Source organism: Sphingomonas sp. PvP056 (assembly GCF_040549155.1).
In the GTDB taxonomy this organism is placed as follows: Bacteria; Pseudomonadota; Alphaproteobacteria; order Sphingomonadales; family Sphingomonadaceae; genus Sphingomonas.
Window position 1 is genome coordinate 237,737 of record NZ_JBEPST010000004.1, and the last position, 18,292, is coordinate 256,028.

The following is an 18,292-nucleotide window of genomic DNA, read 5'->3' on the forward strand; positions in this document are numbered from 1 at the left end:
CGCGCCGCGGGTGCAAGTCATTGGCAAGCTGTCCGGCGTTGCGCTAACAGCGCGCCAATGCGCTTTTCGGGGCAGGCGTCCCTTATGGGTCGACAGACGGGGAGACCACATGTGACGGCGACGATGAGTACGGTATGGGACCGGACGACCGAGTTCGTCGGCGACAATCTCGCGCCGCTGACGCCGATCGTGCTGTTGGGCATGTTTTTGCCGATCGCGCTGATCGGGAATCTCGTGCCGCTGGTCGGCGCGATCGGGCTGACGGGGAGTTCGGTCGCGGGCATCCTGGTCGTGATCCTGTCGCTGGCGAGCAACTGGGGCGCGGTCGCGGTGACTGCGCTCGCGATCGACCCGGCCGCAGGCCGGAGCGGGGCGGTCCGAACCGCCAACCGTCGCTTCCTTCCCGTGGTTGCCGTCAATGCCATTGCCCTGATCGCAGTGTTCGCGCTTTTCCTTCCTGCGATGATCGGTTTCGCGATGAGCGGTATTCCGATGGCGCAGATGACGGGGCAGACGACGGTGCAACCGTCGCTCGAAACCGTCAGCGCGCCGATCGTGCTGCTTGCGAGCCTCTATTCGCTCGTGCTGCTGCCGGTGCTGTTGTGGATCGTTGCGCGCCTGTCGGTGATCTACCCCACGCTGATCAACGAACATCGCGGGCTGGGGGTGTTCGCCCGCGCGTTTCGCCTGACCCGCGGAAGCGCGCTCAAGATCATGGGCGTGATCCTGCTGTATCTGATCGTGTCGCAGATCGCCGGACTGGCCGCACGGATGGTGGCGGGTGCGGTGTTCGGCATCCTGATCGGGGGCGTTGGACTGATGTCGTTGTCAGCAATCCTCACGGCGTGCGTGGTGGCGATCGTCTCGACGCTGTTCTCGGTGCTGGCGTTCGCGTTTCTGGCAAAACTGTATCTGGCATTGCGCGACGCAAAGGATGCGTCGGGCCCGTTTGCCGCGATCGTCGAGGGCGCATGAAACAGGCACTGGCAAGACTCGATATCGCAGCGGTCCTGCGCGACGCGTGGGCGATGGCGAAGCGCGATCGCGATGTGTTGATCGGGGTGTGCGGGCTGCTGCTGCTCGTACCGCAAATCGCGCTTGCGATGTTCGTGGCAAGGCCGCCCGCGCTGCCAAGCAATGCCGAGGAAACGAGCGCCTGGCTGGCCGCCGTTCAGGCGTGGTCGCAAGTGTACAGCTTGCCGGTCATCGCCCTGTCGATCATCCTGCTGTTCGGCAGTGCAACCGTGCTGTTCCTGTATCTCGACCGTGATCGCCCGACCGCGCAGGGCGCGTTGCTGCAGGCGCTGGCGCTGTTGCCACGCGTCGTGCTGCTGTCGCTGCTGATGTCGTTCCCGGTCAGCCTGGGCACGCTGCTGCTGTTCCTGCCCGGCTTGTACTTGCAGGGGCGGTTGCTCCTCGCGCTGCCGTTGCTGATCGGCAAACCCTCGATGGGGGTGATCGCCGCCTTTACGCAGAGCTTCCGGTTGACGCGCGGTCACGGGCTGATCCTGATGGGGCTTGCGTGCATCACGGTGTTGATGGGCGACATCCTGGCACTGCCGTTCCGCAGCATCGGCGCGGCATTGGCCGGGGCACCGCTCGCAAACCCCGTTGTCGCCGCGATTCTTCAGGTGGGGGCGGCGGCAGGCGTGACGATCGGAATGGTCACGACCTTGCTGATCCAGGTTGCGCTCTATCGACGGCTCAACAAGGGAATGTGAGGCGCGCTGTCGGGGGGCAGGTGACCGCTGAGGCGCGGGTCGACGAAGGTCTCGACCGTCCGTCGGGTCGGCTCGAACCCCTGTTTGCGGTAGAAGTTGAGCGCAGACGGATGATCGAGCGAGCAAGTGTGTAGCCAGACGCGCTTGATGTCCTTGCCCCAGCCGCGGGTGAGTGCCTCCGCCATCAGCCACCGTCCCAGCCCTCGACCCGCGAGTTCCGGGATCAACGCGAAGTAGCAGATTTCGCACGCGGCGTTTTGCCGGAAGTCGAGTTCGAGGAACCCGACCTCGATCCCGGCGGCATCGATCGCGGCAAAGACCTGGACGGCGGGGTCGTGGATGATCTTCAGCAGTGCGGCTTCGTCGATCACCAGCCGCGAGAACCACAGCCACGGCGCGCCGACGCGGCGGAACAGCGCGCGATATTTGTCCGCGTCGGGCTGATGCCAGCGCACCAGCCGCAGCGGTGCTGCAGGAAGCGGTCGCAGCGGCGGGCGTCGACGCATTTCCAGCGTCGTGACCACCGCGGCGACCTCATTCTCGCGAACCGGAATCAACGCCATGCGATGCCGACCGTGTTCAGGACCATGTCGCGAGCGGCGGCAGGCTCATCAGGATCGCATCGATATTGCCCCCCGTCTTGAGCCCGAACAGCGTGCCCCGGTCATAGACGAGGTTGAACTCGGCGTAACGCCCACGCCACTCGAGCATCTGGGCGGTGTCGGCGGCGGTGAACGGCAGGTTCATGCGCCGCCGTACGATTCGTGGGTAAACGTCGAGGAACGCGCGCCCGATATCCTGAATGAACGCGAAGTTCGCGTCGAAGTCGCCCTCGAGGTGATCGCAGAAGATGCCGCCCACGCCGCGATGGACCTTGCGGTGCGGGATGTAGAAATACTCGTCCGCCCATTTGGCGTAGCGATCGTAATAATCGGCACCGTGCGGGTCGCACGCGGCCTTCAGCACGTCGTGGAACTCGTCGGTATCCTCGGCATAGGGCAATGGCGGGTTGAGATCCGCGCCGCCGCCGAACCAGCGCTTGGTCGTGACGAGGAAACGCGTGTTCATGTGGACGGCGGGCACATGCGGATTGGCCATGTGTGCCACCAGGCTGATTCCGGTTGCGAAGAAGCTCGGGTTTTCCGCCGCGCCGTGGATCGACTTGGCGAAATCGCCCTCGAACGTACCGCCGACCGTGGAGACGTTGACGCCGACCTTCTCGAACACCTTGCCCTTCATCACCCCGCGTACGCCGCCGCCGCCGGGCGAGCCATCGGGATCGGTGCGATCCCATGGCGTGTACTCGAAGTCGGCATCCGAACCCGCCTCGCGCTCGATCGCGACGAATTCAGCGCAGATCTGGTCGCGCAACAGCTCGAACCATGTGCGAGCGCGGGCCTGTTCGGGGTCGAGTGCAATGTCCACGGCTTAGCTGTCCTGTTGTGATGGGGAGGGGCTCTACTCGTCACGGTGCGCGGGGTGAACCATTGGTAAAGGTGCTTAGGGGGCTACGTCCCGTTTTTGCCGTTCCTGCATTCGGTCATCCCCCCATTCCGTCATCCCCGCGGCGGCATGTCCTCTTCGAGACCATAAGTGTTCTCCCGCGAAGGCGGGAGTCCAGGAGTCGCGAGAATTGTAAGCCGTTGTTCTGCTCGGCTCTGGATTCCCGCCTTCGCGGGAAAACAGCAAAGGGCGGGTCCGTAATCCTACTTTATCAAAGGTCTCGCGGAGGCCGGGATCCATACTGGCTGACCGCCTGCGCGGAATTGACGGATGCTGAGGGAATGTCGGATCACGGGTCGTGTGGCCAGCCGCCGGTCTGCCGCAGCGCCTCCGCGACCCCGATTCCCGCCGCCACCGCGATGTTGAGCGACCGCATCCCCGCCGCAAGCGGGATTCGCACCGCGACATCGGCGAGTGCATGGATACTGTCGGGGACGCCGCTGCCCTCGGATCCGAGCAGCAGCGTATCATCGGCCGCAAAGGTCGCGGCGTCGAGCCGAGTCCCGCCGCGGGTCGTCAACAACACCAGCCGGCCCGTCACGGTCGGCAGGAACGCATCCCAGTCGGCGTGCCGGGTCACGTCGACGGTATCCGCATAGTCCATTCCGGACCGCGCGAGCGCCTTGTCGCTCCAGGTGAAACCGGTCGGCTCGATCACATCGACGGGAACGCCGAGGCACGCGCCGAGACGGAGAATGGCGCCGACGTTGCCGGCGATATCGGGTTGGTAAAGGGCGATACGCATCGACAGCCCGCTACCACGCACGAATTGCTGTTGGCAAAATGTCGTTACGCCGTCTAACATGAACCGTCCCTAACTACGGTGCGGGGGCGACTGGCAGACGGGCACATTCGTGTCCGCTCTTCCCAATATGAACGAACGACCGTCGCCACGTAGCAGATGGGCGAAGGGCAGAGGTACAAGGGCTATTCAATGGCAACAGTCGATTCCGCCGTGCCAATTGGGGAAGATCCCACTCCATTCGACGAGACAGCGCCGCGCCGTCGCGACTTTCTCAATATCGCGGCAGTCGCCGCCGCCGGTGTCGGTGGCGTGGTCGCGATCGTCCCGCTGATCAACCAGATGAACCCCTCCGCCGACGTGCTAGCCCTGTCGACGACCGAGGTGGATCTCTCGAAGATCGAGGCGGGGTCCGGCATCGTCACCTCGTTCCGCAAACAGCCTTTGTTCGTCCGCAACCTCACGCCTGCCGAGATTGCCGCCGCTGACAAGGTGGCGCTGTCCGAACTGCGCGACCCCGAGACACTCGAGCAGCGGACCAAGGGCAAGAAGAACTGGCTGATCACGCTCGGCGTGTGCACCCATCTCGGCTGCATCCCGCAGGGCATCGTCGCAAGCGAGAATCGCGGCCAGTACGGCGGCTATTTCTGCCCGTGCCACGGGTCGCAATACGATACCGCTGCGCGCATCCGCAAAGGCCCGGCACCGACCAATCTGGCGGTTCCGGAATATGCATTCACGACGCCGACAACGGTCACGGTGGGTTGAGGATAGAACGATGAGTTTTCCCTGGGCCAAGCATTACGCACCGCAAAGCGGGTTCACCAAGTGGATCGATGAGCGCCTGCCGCTCCCGCGCCTCGTCTATGGCGCGGTCGGCGCGGGCTATCCCGTGCCGCGCAACCTCAACTATTTCTGGAACTTCGGGGTGCTCGCGGGTGCCGCGCTCGGCATCCAGATCATCACCGGCATCGTCCTCGCTATGCATTATGCGGCGAACGGCGGGGTCGCGTTCGATTCGGTCGAGCACATCATGCGTGACGTCAACGCGGGCTGGTTCCTGCGCTATGCGCACGCCAACGGTGCGTCGATGTTCTTCATCGTCGTCTACATCCACATCTTCCGCGGGCTTTATTACGGGTCGTACAAGGCCCCGCGCGAGATGATCTGGCTGCTTGGCGTGACCATCTTCCTGCTGATGATGGCGACCGCGTTCATGGGCTATGTGCTCCCCTGGGGGCAGATGAGCTTCTGGGGCGCGCAGGTCATCACCGGCTTCTTCTCGGCGATCCCCGTGGTCGGCGAGACGATCCGGATCTGGCTGCTGGGCGGCTACGCGCCGGACGATGCCGCGCTCAACCGCTTCTTCTCGCTGCATTATCTGCTGCCGTTCGTGATCGCGGGCGTCATCATCATGCACATCTGGGCGCTGCACATTCCGGGGTCGAACAACCCGACCGGCGTGGACGTCAAGGGTGAGCAGGACACGGTGCCGTTCCATCCCTATTACACCGCGAAGGACGGGTTCGGGCTCGGCATCTTCCTGCTGATCTTTGCAGGGCTCATCTTCTTCGCGCCAAACTATCTTGGCCACCCGGACAATTACGTGCCGGCGAACCCACTGCAGACGCCGGCGCACATCGTGCCCGAATGGTATTTCTGGCCGTTCTACGCGATTCTGCGCGCCTTCACGGTCGACTTCATCCTGCCCGCGAAGCTGTGGGGGGTGCTCGCGATGTTCGGGTCGATCCTGCTGCTGTTCTTCCTGCCGTGGCTCGACAGTTCGCCGGTGCGCTCGTCCAACTATCGCCCGGTGTACCGGACGTTCTTCTGGGTGCTCGTCGCCGACGTGCTGATCCTCGGCTATTGCGGCGGGTCGCCTGCGGAGCCGGTATACGTCATCCTTAGCCAGATCTGCGCGGCCTATTACTTCGCGCACTTCCTGATCATCCTGCCGATCGTCGCACGGACCGAGCGTCCGCGTCCGCTCCCCAACTCGATCACCGAGGCGGTGCTGGCGGGCAAGGGTGGCACAAGTCCGGCGCATACCGCGGTCAGCGGTAGCCCGGTTCCGGCCGAATAAGGGGCAATTCGAGCATGATCCGCTACATTTCATGGGCCGTCGGGGCTGCCTTCGTCTTCGTCCTCGGGCTGGCTCTGTTCAGCTCGATCTCGGGGCTCATCACCGACCCCGTCGCCCCCACCGCGACCGAGGAATTCCACAAGCATCCCAAGGAACTTTCGCTCGCGTCGAACGGCTTCTTTGGAACCTACGACCAGCGCCAGCTCCAGCGCGGGCTGCAGGTCTACAAGGAAGTCTGCGCGAACTGCCATTCGCTCAAGCATGTCGCGTTCCGTGATTTGACCCAGCTCGGCTATTCGGCTGGGCAGGTGAAGAAGTTCGCGGCGGACTGGGCGGTCAAGGCGGTGGATATCGATCCCAAGAGCGGCGACAAGGTCGAGCGGCCCAACACGCCCGCCGACAAGTTCCCGACGGTCTATTACCCCGGCCTCGGCAACCCGCCAGACCTGTCGCTGATCACCAAGGCGCGGCATGACGGCACCGCTTATACCTATTCGCTGCTGACCGGTTATGCCGACCAGCCCGCCGAGCTGCTCAAGAAATTCCCCGATGCGAAGACGCCGGACGGGCTCTACTTCAACCCGTATTTCGCGAACCTCAACATCGCGATGCCGCCCCCGCTGACGCAGGACGGACAGGTCACTTATCTCGACGGGACCAAGTCGACCGTCGACCAGAATGCCAAGGACGTCAGCGCGTTCCTGGCATGGGCCGCCGAACCCAATCTGCCGCAGCGGCATGGTGCGGGGATCGCGGTGGTGCTGTTCCTGCTGTTCTTCTCGGCGCTCGCTTATGGCGCGTACCAGAACATCTGGCGCGACCTGAAGCACTGAGATCCGCCCTGCCGCTGCGGCGGCCTGGCGTCATCCGATATCGTAGGCGGTCCGGGCCAGCGCCCGGGCCGCCTTTTTTTGCGTGAATGCGATCCCGCTTGTGGGTAGGAGGCACCCCCCGGCTTTTGCCGGACCGACGAGGGAAGTCCGCCGTGAACGATGATCTGAAGGCCCTGATCCGCACCATTCCGGACTTTCCCAAGCCGGGGATCCAGTTTCGCGACATCACGACGCTGCTGCTCGACCCGCATGGTTTCGCCGAAAGCATCGCGCGGATGGCGGCAGCGACGATCGGGCCGGTCGATCTGGTCGCGGGGATCGAGGCGCGCGGGTTCATCTTCGCGGCTGCGCTCGCCGCACCGCTCAACGCCGGTGTCTTGCTGATCCGCAAGGACGGCAAGCTGCCCGGCGTGACGATCGCCGAGGATTATGCGCTCGAATATGGCACCGACCGGATCGCGATGCACGAGGACGCCTGCGCGCCCGGCAAACGCGTGTTGCTGGTCGACGATCTGATCGCAACCGGCGGTACCGCACGTGCCGCGGTGCGGCTGCTGCGCAAGGCGGGGGCGGTGGTGGAACAGGCGCAGTTCCTTGTCGACTTGCCCGATCTCGGCGGTGCGGACGCACTGCGCGGAGACGGGATCGCGGTCGATTCGCTGATCGCCTTCCCCGGGCACTGAGCGCGCTGGCGGAACGGGTAGTGTCGCAAACGGTTATAGTGTGACACGCTCGACCTGCGCCGGGCCACCATTGGAGCCCCGCCATGTCGATCTCGATACCTCGTCCTTTGAAGAAGCTGGCCTTTGCCGCCGCCGCGTTGACCGCGACGCTGGGGCTTGGTGCCTGCGCTGATGGTTACGGCTATGGTGGCGGCTACGGTGGCGGCTACGGGGGTGTCGGGATCGGGGCCGGCTACGCCAATGCGGCGTGGGACCCCTATTATGGCGGCTATGCCGGCGATCCCTATTGGGGCTGGAACAACGACTTCTATTATCCCGGCACAGGCTATTACGTGTTCGACCGGTCCAATCGTCGGTATCGCTGGAACGCGCAGCAACGCGGATACTGGCAGGGCCGTGCCCAGGGATGGCGCAGCGCGCGCCGGGAGATCCGCCCGATGTGGCGCGATTACGGCGTACGGGGTCGTCCGGGTGGCGGCTTTCGCGGCAGCTATGGCGTTCGCGGCGGGGATCGTGGGAGCTTTGGGGTTCCCCGTGGCGGACGCGGGAGCATCGGTGCCCGACCCGGCGGCCGTCCGGGCGGATATAGCAGCGGGCGGCGTCAGGGCGGCGGCCGTTCGGGTGGCGGTCGTCCGCGCTGAGGCGGGTCAGTCGATCGGGCGAGTCCGGATCAGCCCGGTCGACACGAACGTCATGACCACGACATCGTCCTGGTTGAGCACGGTCATCTGGCTGCGATAGCTCCCCATTTCCGGCCGGCTGCGGGACGCGCGCTTGTCCAGAATCTCCGTCTCGCAGCGTAGCGTGTCGCCCGGATAGACCGGCTTCAGCCAGTGCAATGCGTCGATCCCGGGGGAGCCCAGCCCGGCTTGCTGGTTCGCCTCCAGATTGGCGACGACCATCGCCATCGTCATTGCGCAGGTATGCCAGCCACTGGCGGATAGCCGACCGAAATGCGTCGCGGCGGCGGCCTCGTCGGAAAGATGGAAGGGCTGCGGGTCATAGGCTTTGGCGAACGCCATCACCTCCTCGCGCGTTACACGATACGTACCGAACGCTTGTTTTGTCCCTGGTACGATGTCTTCGAAATACTGCATGGCGCGAGTGTCGGATGGCGGCGACACGAGTGCAAGCGACAAGTTCGCTTGGCCCCGGTCGGTATGTTTTCCGGAAATCAGCGCGCCACTACTTCCCGGAACGGCGTGTCGTCCCCGTCCAGCTTCGCGTCTGCCGGTAGGCCGAGCAAGTCGCGCAGCAGCGGCGTCACATCGACATTGTCGAATGCCGTGATCGCGCCGCGTGGCCGAATCGCGGGGCCGTTTGCGATGAACAGCGCGGCCATTTCGGGCGAGGTGGGGTCGAAGCCGTGCGTGCCACCGGATACCGGGTGATCGATCGGCGCGTCCTTGGTCAGCGCGAGCCAGCCCGTTTCGGCGAGGCATACGAAAGCGGGGACCCGCGCATTCTTCCCGTAATGGAAACGCTCCGGCACCGCACCCTTGCGCCAGCATTGCAGGTGATCGTGGGGGGCAAGCAGGGCACGCGCCACCTCCGCATCACGCCCAGCAACGGGATCCAGCCCGACATAGGGACCGTCGGTAACGGCGTGGAACGCATCGGGCGGGAGCATCTTGTCGATCCGCACGACACGGGCCGGACTGATCGGGGCCATCCCGTGGTCGGCGACGATCACCAGATTGGCGGGTTGCCCCAGATGGGACAGTTCCGCGCGCAGGCGACCGATCGCGGTGTCCACGTCGCGGACCGCGGTGGTGACATGGGCATCGTCAGGGCCGTATTTGTGTCCGGCGCTGTCGACCGCGTCGAAATAGAGCGTCAGGAAGCGGGGCCGTGTCGCCGCTGGGCGGCGCAACCAGTCAATGATCGAGTCGACCCGCTGACGCGCATCGATGGCATGGGCGTATTGCTGCCAATCATCGGGGCGGATGCCGTTCCAGTCGACGTTGGAGCCCGGCCAGAACATCGTCGCGCTGCGAATGCCCGCCTTTTCTGCGGTCACCCAGATCGGCTCGGCCTCGGTCCACCAGAACGGATCGTCGCTCTGCATCGTGAAGACTTCGCCCGGGCGGCGCTGGTCCTCCATGCGGTTGCCGACGATCCCGTTGCGATCCGGGCGCAGGCCTGTGACGATCGCATAATGGTTGGGGAAAGTGACCGAGGGGAAGGACGGCCGCATCGCCGCGCTGATCCCGCCGTCTGCAAGCGCATCGAGATTGGGCGTCACGCCGCGGTTGCGATAGTCCGGGCGGAAACCGTCGATCGAGATCAGGATCGTGACCGGCGCGCGCGGCGCTTCCACCGCCGCCATCGCATCCCGCCTGGGCGCATTGACGGGCGCGGTGACGCAGGCTTGCAGAGCGGCGCACAGCGCAGCGGCGAGAATCCGGGTGGTCCAACGCATGACTCCGCCCTTGCGCGAAAACTGCGTCACGACAATGACATTCTTGCGGCACGAACGAAGCCCGAATTCATCGCGCCAGCGACACTTTGGCAAACAGGCTGAAACTCACCGGGAACGTGCCGTAAGCCTGATCCAGTGCCTTGGGTTTGGCATAAACACCGACCGCCCCACCGAGCGCCAGATCGAACGGCCCGGCCAGCGGCAATCGGTAGGCATAGCCGCCTTCCAGCTTGCCGACGCGGAACTTCGCGTCGTGGAGCGGGCTCGCCGGATCGGGGAACAGTTCGTCGTTGGCGACGCTCTCGCCGCGGGCGAACAGCGTGTCGTGGCGGTTGATGTCCCAATTCACTTCCGCCAGCCACGCGCTCAGCACCCGCCCCGGCAATTTATGCTTGGCCGAATAGGCGAGCAGTGTGGCGACTCCGCCGTGCGCATATTGCACGCTCGCGGTGGTGCGCCGCTCGTTGCGGAACGCTTCGAGCTGTTCGGGGCTCTTGAGTTGCCCGTGGCTCGCTTGGACCGCCCAGGCGGGGGAGGGCGTCCAGGTCGCGCGGACGCTCCAAGAGTCAAGCGACGGGCGTTCGATCGCCCAGCGATACTGGTCGGGTTCGCGCCCGCGGAACGCCGATGCCTCGATCTGCCAGCGGGGGGCGGCATAGCCTGCGGTGATAACGCCGTAGGCGATATGCGTGCTGTCGAACCAGTGGTGGGTGATCGGGGCCATCGGTTCATAGGTGGCGGACGCACGGTGCATGAAGGCGGAGGGACCGATCGCGGGCTCGGCGACCGGGCCGCCGTAGAGGAACGCGCTGCCGTTGCCGGCGTCGACGTCGACGCGCGCGGACAATTCCATGAACAGGTCGTGCGGATGCTGGCGATCGATCAACGGATTGACGCCGTCCGCGGTCTCGCCGGTCGCGAACAGATTGGGGTAGCCGGCTTTGCCGATCAGCGGTTCGAGGCTCATCATCGTGCGGAGCTGAAGCCGCGCGCCGCTGCCCAGATCGCGCGTGCCCGACAGCATCGCCATCGATTCGACGAACACCATGTTGGCGCCGCGCGGGCCGCCCTGGTCGGTATAGGTGCCCCACAGATAGCCGTGGAGCATCATGCCCCACTGCCCGAGCATGCGGTGTTCGCCGAGCATTTGCCCGGCATTGCCGGGGTTGCGCGACGTGCCCGGGCCTTCGCCGTATGCACCGTCGAAGGGGAGCATCGTCATGCCCGCCATGTCGTGTCCGGCGTGGGGGTCTTGCGGCGTGGCGGGGGTACCCGGCATGGCCATGCCCATGTCCGACATCATGTGAGTCGGCGCAGTTGCCCCGCCCTGCTTCCCCGGCGCAGGCCGGGGCCCAGTAGTGTCCATCGGCATTGTGTGGTGCGCGTGGGGATCGAGGTTGCGCACCTGGGCCCCGGCCTTCGCCGGGGAAGGGGAGGTGGAAGGGGAACCAGGGTCGGCTTCGCCCGCGGACGTTTGAGGCTTGGCATGCTTCACGCCTTTTTCCTTCCCCGGCGCAGGCCGGGGCCCAGTCGTGGCGTCCATGGGCATCATGTGCTGCGCGTGGGGATCAAGGCTGCGCGACTGGGCCCCGGCCTCCGCCGGGGAAGGCGAAGAAGGAGGGGAAGGGGCGGGTTTCGCTCGCGCCGAAGGCCGCGCGTGGGCGGGTTTCGCCTTTGCCTTCGGCGTATCCATCTTCATGCCGGGCATCATCGCATGTTGCGCGCGTGCCGCGGACGGCAGCAACGCGGCCACGGCGCATGCCGTGACCAACAGGGGTCGGTTCATCGTAGGTCCTTCGCGGATCGATCAGGTCTGCGCGGCGCGCAAATGCGCCGCTCGAGTCAGACCGTCGGTCGCGGAGGGGGCAGGATCGGCGGTGCGCTGGGACCCGTGGCAAACGCCGTCACGGCGATCGCGCGGCGCATGGGCGCATACGTGAAGGGCGTCGATACCGGACGCGGGGCGATCATCGCCGGTGGAATGCAACCGATGCAGACATGCGCCGCCATGCCGCGCGGCTCATCGGATCGGTCGTGTTGCGCATTCTGATGGTGCGCCATCGGCGCGGCCATCGCCGCCATCATCATCCCGGGCATCATCGCAGCCGAATCATGGCACGGCCCGTTCGCCATCGCCGGAAAGGCGAAGGCGGCGAGCAACAGCGCAAGGATCATCCGGGCGAACACGCGCGCATCATTACGCGCGCGGCGTTCGCCCGGCAACATCACACGTTGAAGCGGAAGTTGAGCACGTCGCCGTCGTGGACGACATATTCCTTGCCTTCCTGCCGCAGCTTGCCCGCGTCGCGCGCACCGGTTTCGCCGCCCAGCGCGATATAGTCGTCATAGGCGATCGTCTCGGCGCGGATGAAGCCGCGTTCGAAGTCGGTGTGGATTTCGCCCGCCGCCTGCGGCGCCTTGGCCCCGGCATGCACCGTCCAGGCGCGCGCTTCCTTGGGACCGACCGTGAAGAAGGTCAGCAGCGAGAGCAATTTGTACCCGGCGCGAATGACGCGCGCGAGGCCGGTTTCCTCAAGGCCCAGTTCCGACAGGAACTCGCCGCGTTCCTCGGCGTCCATCGTCGCGATCTCGGCCTCGATCGCGGCGGAGACGACGACTGCCTGCGCGCCCTCGGTCTTGGCCTTTTCGAACACGCGTGCGGACTGGCTGTTGCCCTCGGCGGCGCTCGCTTCCTCGACGTTGCAGACGTAGAGGACCGGCTTGGCGGTCAGCAGCTGCGCCTGTGCGAACACGCGGGCTTCGTCCTCATCCTTGGGGACGGTCAGCCGTGCGGGCTTGCCTTCGCGGAGCAGTTCGAGCGCCTGGCCGAGCACGGCGGCACCGATCTTGGCTTCCTTGTCGCCCTGCGTCGCTTTCTTGGCGAGGTTGGGGACGCGCTTTTCGAGGCTTTCCAGATCGGACAGCATCAGCTCGGTCTCGACCGTCTCGGCGTCGGCGATCGGGTCGACCTTGCCCTCGACGTGGGTGACATCGTCATCCTCGAAGCAGCGCAGCACGTGGACGATCGCGTCGACTTCGCGGATGTTGCCGAGGAACTGGTTGCCGAGGCCCTCGCCCTTGGACGCGCCGCGCACCAGCCCGGCGATGTCGACGAACCCGAGCTGCGTCTCGATGATCTTGGCCGACCCCGCGACCGCCGCCAGCTTGGACAGCCGGTCGTCGGGCACGCCGACGTTGCCGACGTTGGGCTCGATCGTGCAGAACGGGTAATTGGCGGCCTGCGCCGCCGCGGTCTGCGTCAGCGCATTGAACAGCGTCGACTTGCCGACATTCGGCAGCCCGACGATCCCACAGCGAAATCCCATGATGGTCCTTGAAGCGCGTTATGATGTGAAGCGTGGGCGATAGGCCGTTGCGCGGCGGAATGCCAGCGTGTCGGGAATGGGAACAGGCTTTGGACTAAAGAGGTGTCCATGCCGTACTCTCGTCATTTCCATCTTCGCGAGAGTTCTGCAAAACCGTCCGTCATCCTGAACTTGTTTCAGGATCCAGCCCTCCGCGATCCCGGACCGTGCTTGTCGCACGGTGGATGATGAAACAAGTTCAGCATGACGGGAGTTTTTGGGGTGAGGGGTGACGGTAAAGCCATCCCGCCAAACATCACCAGCGATAGTTGAAGCTGATGCTGATCCGCTCGGCCTTGGCCGTCCCCGGTGCGACTTCGTGGCGGAGCCAGCTCTCCCACAGGAACATGCTCCCCGCTTCGGGCTCGACATAGACGAAGGTCCGCTGGTCCTCGCGCGCATCGGGCTGGCGCGGCGGGGCGGCCATCATCATCGGCAGTCGCGGATCCTCGAGTTTCAAAGCCCCTGCGCCGTCCGGCACCGCGATATAGACCGTCCCCGAAATCACGCTGTGCGGATGGACGTGCCCCGAATGCGTGCCGCCCGGCTTCATTACATTGACCCACAAGCTGTCGAGCTTGAGTTTGCCGCCTTGCAGATCGAACGCGCACGCCTCGGCGAACTTCGCGACATGCTTGTTGAGCAATTTGACGAGATCGCCGAACGCGGGGTCGCGCATCGGCAAGTCGTTGAGCGAGGCGTAGGAGGTGTAGCCGCGATAGCCGTGCGCCTTGGACCAGGTCCGTCCCGCGCGGTCATCCTCCGCGAGCATCCGGCACGACCGGTCGAGCTCGGCCACAAGCGCCGCGTCCTTCAATTTGCCGTCGTAGAAGGGCGTGGCGAACAGGCTGCGGACGGGGGAGGTTTTCATGACTCGCCTATCCTCCAGTGCGCCGCCGTTGCCAAGCGATCGGTTGCGCGGGCGGATGGTGGGGGCGCTTTTTCTTTCGCGGGTCATTTTAGGTGGCGGCGGTTTCCTCTCTTCGCGCTTCCCCGGCGAAGGCCGGGGCCCAGCAGAGGGCGGACCATGGCGGCGGCGGCGCGTTGTTACTTCGACCTGCGCGACTGGGCCCCGGCCTTCGCCGGGGAAGAACTACAGGGGGAAGCGCAACGGGTGAGCCTACCGCGCCAGCCGCAAGGCCACGTCGCTCATGAACCGCTGGTCGTCCCCCGCCGCCAGCCACGACACCTCCGCCGCGATCGCGCCGAGCACGTCGCTCAACGGGTCCATCTCGGTCTTGGCGTAATTGCCCAGCACATAGGGCGACACCTTGTCCTTGTGCCCGGGATGCCCGATCCCGATCCGCACGCGGCGGAACTCCTCGCCGATATGCTGCGCGGTCGAGCGGATGCCGTTGTGCCCGGCGGCACCACCGCCGGTCTTCACCTTGACGCGGAACGGGTCGAGATCGAGCTCGTCATAAAAGACGGTGACGTCGGCGGGGGTCAGCTTGTAGAAGCGCATCGCCTCGCCGATGCTGCGGCCGCTTTCGTTCATGAAGGTCGCGGGCTTGAGCAGCAGGATCTTCTCGCTGCCGATCCGGCCGTCCTGCGTCCAGCCCTGGAACGCCTTCTTGACGCTGCCGAAGCCATGCATCTCGGCGATCGTGTCGACCGCCATGAACCCGACATTGTGCCGGTTGAGTGCGTATTGCGCACCGGGATTTCCGAGACCGGCCCAGAGTTGCATGTCGTGTCCTGTCCGCCCGCTGTATCTCTCGTGCCGCTCGAACCGAACGGGCAGGGAGACGCACCATCGTCAATTCCAAAAAAAAGGGACAGCCCGCCGGACGCTCGCGCCGCAGACTGTCCCTTTTTCCAGCCCTGTCCCTGCAAGCAGGGAGGGGCAGACCGGCTTATTCGGCCTTGTCGTCCTCGGCAGCGGCTTCGCCTGCTGCTTCGGCTTCGGCTTCAGACGACTGCGCTTCGGCAACCGCTGCTTCCAGCTCTTCGTCCGCTGCGGTCGGGACCGTCGGCGGCACGATCGTCGCGATCGCGAAGTCGCGGTCGGCGATCGACGGCTCGACGCCGTTGGGCAGCTTCACGTCCGAAATGTGGATCGATGCGCCGACTTCGAGGCCTGCGAGCGAGATGGTGATCTCGCCGGGGATCTCGGCTGCGTCGCAGACGACTTCGATTTCGTGACGCGTGACGTTGAGCACGCCGCCGTCCCGCTTGATGCCGGGTGCATCGTCTTCATCGGTGAAGACGACCGGAACCGCGACGGTGACGGTCGAATGCGCGCCGATCCGCAGGAAGTCGACATGGACCGGACGCTCGGTGACGACGTCGAAGGTGACGTCCTTCGGCAGGGTGCGAACCTGCTGGCCACCGGCGCCGACCATGACGACCGAATTCATGAAGTGACCCGTGTTGAGCAGACGCATCAGCGCCTTTTCCTCGACGTGGATCGACAGGGGTTCCTGCTTGTTGCCGTAGATTACGGCGGGGACGCGGCCTTCACGACGAAGCAAACGGGAGGCTCCCTTGCCAACCTGTTCGCGCGTCTCGGCTGCGAGCGTCATCTGTTCGCTCATTGCAATGCTCCGAAATACTGGAAGTGGTATGTTCCGGCCAAGCCTCCAGGGATGACCCTGACCGAAGCGCGCGCCATAGGGGAAGGCGGCGAAAAACGCAATATGGGGGCGATGATCAGCGGTCGATCATTAGGTCCAGCGTCGTTCCGGGGGCGGCTTTTCCGTGCGGTACGCGCAACAGCAGGCCGTGTTCGTCGTGCCCGACAATCGTTGCGCCGATCCGGGCGCCCTGGACGATCGTGGATGGGCCCGTGGTCACGACACGCCCGTGGTCCAGCATGACGACATGGTCCGCCACGGCATGAACCTCGTCCGGGCTGTGCGTGACATACAGCATCGGCAATGCGAAGTCGGCCTTGAGGCGTTTGATATAGGCGAGCACCTCGGCCTTGCGGCCGCCGTCGAGCGCAGCGAGTGGCTCGTCGAGCAGCAGCAGTTCGGGCTGGCTCAACAACGCCCGGCCAAGCGCGACGCGCTGGCGCTCGCCGCCGGACAAGTCGCGCACCCCGCGGCGCAACAGATGCCCGATGTCGAGCACGCCGACGACATGGTCGAAGTCGATTCGCTGCACGCCGGATGCCCGCCTCATACCGTAGCGCAGGTTCGCCTCGACACGCAGGTGCGGGAACAGCCGTGCATCCTGGAAGACCCAGCCGATCCGGCGTGCGCGCTGTGGGACGTTCACGCGTGTGGCGCTGTCGAACAGGACACGAGATCCGAGCACAACATGCCCACGATCGATAGCGCCACTCCCCGCGATCGCCGCAAGGGTCGCGCTCTTGCCCGCGCCCGATGGGCCGAACAGCACGGTCACGCCGTCGGCTGGGCCTTCGAACGCGACGTCGAGATCGAACGCGCCGAGGGTACGGTGGATCGCGACAGAGATCATTGCCCGCTCCGCCGTCGACCGTAAGCGAGCAAGGCCTCGGACGATAACAGCGCGACGATCGCGACGCCGAAGGAGATTCCCGCGAGCCGCAGCGCCACCGCCTCGCCGCCGGGTTGCTGGAGGGCGGCGTAGATCGCGAGCGCGAGGGTTTGCGTTTCGCCGGGGATATTGGCGGCGAAGGTGATTACCGCACCGAATTCCCCGAGCGCCGCGGCGAAGCCGATCACCGCGGCGGCGATCAGGCCCGGTGCGGCGAGCGGTAGCGTGATCGAAAAGGTCCGATCCCAGAACCCGGCCCCGAGACTGTCCGCGACCGCCTCGATCCGCGGATCGACCGCTTCGATCGCCTGTCTGCAGGCGCGCAGCATCAGCGGGAAGGCCATCACGCCCGCGGCCAGCGCCGCGCCGTTGGCGGTGAAGATCAGCCGGATGCCGAACCGTGCCAGAACCTCCCCGATCGGTCCGTCATTGCCGAACAGCAGGATCAGCACGAGGCCGACCACCACCGGCGGCAGGAACAAGGACGAATGCAGCACGGCATCCAGCAGCGTCCGGCCGGGAAAGCGCGTCCGCGCCATCAGCCATCCCGCAATCAGCGCGAGCGGCAGGGCGAACAGCACCGCGCGCCCCGCGATCGACACGCTGAGCGCGAGGACCTCCCATTCGGTCGCGGTCAGCACACGCTAGCCGAACGTCCGGAAGCCGTAGCGCCGGAACGTCGCCTTCGCGGCGGGGCTTTGCAGATAGGCGGCGAATCCGCGCGCCGCGGGAGTGGCACCGCGGACGAGCGCAGCCGGGTAATCGATCGCGGGGTGGCTCGCCTCGGGGAAGATGCCGACGATCCGGACGCCGGGTTCGGCGCGGGCGTCAGTCTCGTACACGATCCCGAGCGGGGCTTCGTGCCGCGCGACGTAGGACAAGGCGACGCGGACATTGTCTGCGCGCGCAAGCCGCGACTGGACCGACGGCCATACGCCGAGACGGGTGAGGGCGGTCTGCGCGTAGATGCCCGCGGGGACATAGGCCGGATCGCCGACCGCAAGGCGGCCATTCGCCCCCAGCGCCTGTGTCAGCGGGAAGCGCGGCGCGATACGGACCGTGACGCGCGAATCGGCAGGGGCGATCAGCGCGAGGCGGCCGCGCAGCAACGTGCGGCGGCTACCCGCGTCGATCCGACCCGCCTTTTGCGCGTGATCCATCCACGCCAGATCCGCCGACACGAACATGTCCGCCTTCGCCCCCGATTCGATCTGGCGGGCGAGCAGGCTGCTGGACGCAAACGAGAAGCGGACAGGGACGCCGGTCCGCGCGGTGTAGGCCTTGCCGACGGCCTGGAGCGCATCGGTCAGCGATGCCGCCGCAAAGACGGTGATCGTTGCACGTGTAGCGGGCGGGGGAGCGGCGGGTGCCGCGGTCGCACCGGCGGCGAGGGCGAACGCGCCGAGCGCAGAAATCAGGGTGCGGCGGTTCATGCTGGGTCCGATCGGCGATGGTATCGGAGCATATATGGCTGA

At 65.7% G+C, this 18,292-nt stretch carries 21 protein-coding genes; 7 read left to right on the forward strand and 14 right to left on the reverse strand.

All coding sequences use genetic code 11. From position 1 onward, the window contains the following. Positions 1-111: 111 nt before the first annotated feature. Complete coding sequence (locus tag ABIC17_RS11670; RefSeq protein ID WP_354281986.1) at positions 112-975, forward strand: hypothetical protein; 864 nt, start codon at positions 112-114, stop codon at positions 973-975. Further along, positions 972-1,721 carry a hypothetical protein gene (locus ABIC17_RS11675; protein WP_354281987.1) on the forward strand — a complete coding sequence of 250 codons (750 nt, stop codon included), beginning with the start codon at positions 972-974 and terminating at the stop codon, positions 1,719-1,721. Before ABIC17_RS11670 ends, ABIC17_RS11675 begins: the two co-directional genes overlap by 4 nt. On the opposite strand, the gene ABIC17_RS11680 is transcribed toward ABIC17_RS11675, so the two are convergent. The 3 genes from ABIC17_RS11680 to ABIC17_RS11690 all read right to left on the reverse strand — a co-directional run bounded on the left by ABIC17_RS11680 (position 1,694) and on the right by ABIC17_RS11690 (position 3,969). Next, the gene (locus tag ABIC17_RS11680) at positions 1,694-2,284 is read right to left on the reverse strand and encodes a GNAT family N-acetyltransferase (RefSeq protein WP_354281988.1); all 591 of its coding nucleotides are present in this window, start codon (positions 2,282-2,284) and stop codon (positions 1,694-1,696) included. The two genes, ABIC17_RS11675 and ABIC17_RS11680, sit on opposite strands and share 28 nt — an antisense overlap. A gap of 16 nt (positions 2,285-2,300) precedes the next feature. Continuing rightward, positions 2,301-3,146 (reverse strand): oxygen-dependent coproporphyrinogen oxidase, encoded by an 846-nt coding sequence (gene hemF, locus ABIC17_RS11685; RefSeq protein WP_354281989.1) that lies wholly within the window; start codon positions 3,144-3,146, stop codon positions 2,301-2,303. 367 nt (positions 3,147-3,513) lie between these two features. Beyond that, positions 3,514-3,969 carry a tRNA (cytidine(34)-2'-O)-methyltransferase gene (locus tag ABIC17_RS11690; RefSeq protein WP_354281990.1) on the reverse strand — a complete coding sequence of 152 codons (456 nt, stop codon included), beginning with the start codon at positions 3,967-3,969 and terminating at the stop codon, positions 3,514-3,516. Positions 3,970-4,158: 189 nt separating this feature from the next. On the opposite strand from ABIC17_RS11690, the gene petA reads away from it, so the two are divergent. The 5 genes from petA (at position 4,159) to ABIC17_RS11715 (ending at position 8,206) form a co-directional block, all read left to right on the forward strand. Beyond that, positions 4,159-4,734, forward strand: coding sequence for a ubiquinol-cytochrome c reductase iron-sulfur subunit (petA, locus tag ABIC17_RS11695; RefSeq protein ID WP_354281991.1), 576 nt, complete (start codon positions 4,159-4,161; stop codon positions 4,732-4,734). 10 nt (positions 4,735-4,744) lie between these two features. Then, a complete protein-coding gene (locus ABIC17_RS11700) occupies positions 4,745-6,049 on the forward strand; it encodes a cytochrome b (RefSeq protein ID WP_354281992.1) in 1,305 nt (434 codons plus the stop codon). Between the two features lie 14 nt (positions 6,050-6,063). Then, entirely contained in the window at positions 6,064-6,882 is an 819-nt protein-coding gene (locus ABIC17_RS11705) for a cytochrome c1 (RefSeq protein WP_354281993.1), read from the forward strand. 152 nt (positions 6,883-7,034) lie between these two features. Then, on the forward strand, positions 7,035-7,565 hold the full coding sequence (locus tag ABIC17_RS11710) for an adenine phosphoribosyltransferase (RefSeq protein ID WP_354281994.1): 531 nt from the start codon (positions 7,035-7,037) through the stop codon (positions 7,563-7,565). Between the two features lie 83 nt (positions 7,566-7,648). Then, on the forward strand, positions 7,649-8,206 hold the full coding sequence (locus ABIC17_RS11715; protein WP_354281995.1) for a hypothetical protein: 558 nt from the start codon (positions 7,649-7,651) through the stop codon (positions 8,204-8,206). A gap of 6 nt (positions 8,207-8,212) precedes the next feature. On the opposite strand, the gene ABIC17_RS11720 is transcribed toward ABIC17_RS11715, so the two are convergent. The 11 genes from ABIC17_RS11720 to modA all read right to left on the reverse strand — a co-directional run bounded on the left by ABIC17_RS11720 (position 8,213) and on the right by modA (position 18,250). Then, on the reverse strand, positions 8,213-8,662 hold the full coding sequence (locus ABIC17_RS11720) for a MaoC family dehydratase (protein ID WP_354281996.1): 450 nt from the start codon (positions 8,660-8,662) through the stop codon (positions 8,213-8,215). Between the two features lie 77 nt (positions 8,663-8,739). Then, on the reverse strand, positions 8,740-9,987 hold the full coding sequence (locus ABIC17_RS11725) for an alkaline phosphatase family protein (protein WP_354281997.1): 1,248 nt from the start codon (positions 9,985-9,987) through the stop codon (positions 8,740-8,742). 67 nt (positions 9,988-10,054) lie between these two features. Next, positions 10,055-11,272, reverse strand: coding sequence for a hypothetical protein (locus ABIC17_RS11730; protein ID WP_354281998.1), 1,218 nt, complete (start codon positions 11,270-11,272; stop codon positions 10,055-10,057). Positions 11,273-11,829: 557 nt separating this feature from the next. Beyond that, complete coding sequence (locus ABIC17_RS11735; RefSeq protein WP_354281999.1) at positions 11,830-12,174, reverse strand: hypothetical protein; 345 nt, start codon at positions 12,172-12,174, stop codon at positions 11,830-11,832. 38 nt (positions 12,175-12,212) lie between these two features. Next, complete coding sequence (ychF, locus tag ABIC17_RS11740) at positions 12,213-13,313, reverse strand: redox-regulated ATPase YchF (RefSeq protein WP_354282000.1); 1,101 nt, start codon at positions 13,311-13,313, stop codon at positions 12,213-12,215. Between the two features lie 295 nt (positions 13,314-13,608). Beyond that, positions 13,609-14,223 carry a TIGR02466 family protein gene (locus ABIC17_RS11745; protein ID WP_354282001.1) on the reverse strand — a complete coding sequence of 205 codons (615 nt, stop codon included), beginning with the start codon at positions 14,221-14,223 and terminating at the stop codon, positions 13,609-13,611. A gap of 249 nt (positions 14,224-14,472) precedes the next feature. Then, the gene (pth, locus tag ABIC17_RS11750; RefSeq protein ID WP_354282002.1) at positions 14,473-15,042 is read right to left on the reverse strand and encodes an aminoacyl-tRNA hydrolase; all 570 of its coding nucleotides are present in this window, start codon (positions 15,040-15,042) and stop codon (positions 14,473-14,475) included. 166 nt (positions 15,043-15,208) lie between these two features. Continuing rightward, complete coding sequence (locus ABIC17_RS11755) at positions 15,209-15,889, reverse strand: 50S ribosomal protein L25/general stress protein Ctc (RefSeq protein WP_354282003.1); 681 nt, start codon at positions 15,887-15,889, stop codon at positions 15,209-15,211. Positions 15,890-16,004: 115 nt separating this feature from the next. Then, a complete protein-coding gene (gene modC, locus ABIC17_RS11760; protein WP_354282004.1) occupies positions 16,005-16,778 on the reverse strand; it encodes a molybdenum ABC transporter ATP-binding protein in 774 nt (257 codons plus the stop codon). Beyond that, on the reverse strand, positions 16,775-17,458 hold the full coding sequence (gene modB, locus ABIC17_RS11765; protein WP_354282005.1) for a molybdate ABC transporter permease subunit: 684 nt from the start codon (positions 17,456-17,458) through the stop codon (positions 16,775-16,777). Before modB ends, modC begins: the two co-directional genes overlap by 4 nt. Before the next feature lie 3 nt (positions 17,459-17,461). Beyond that, entirely contained in the window at positions 17,462-18,250 is a 789-nt protein-coding gene (gene modA / locus ABIC17_RS11770; RefSeq protein ID WP_354282006.1) for a molybdate ABC transporter substrate-binding protein, read from the reverse strand. Positions 18,251-18,292: the final 42 nt, after the last annotated feature.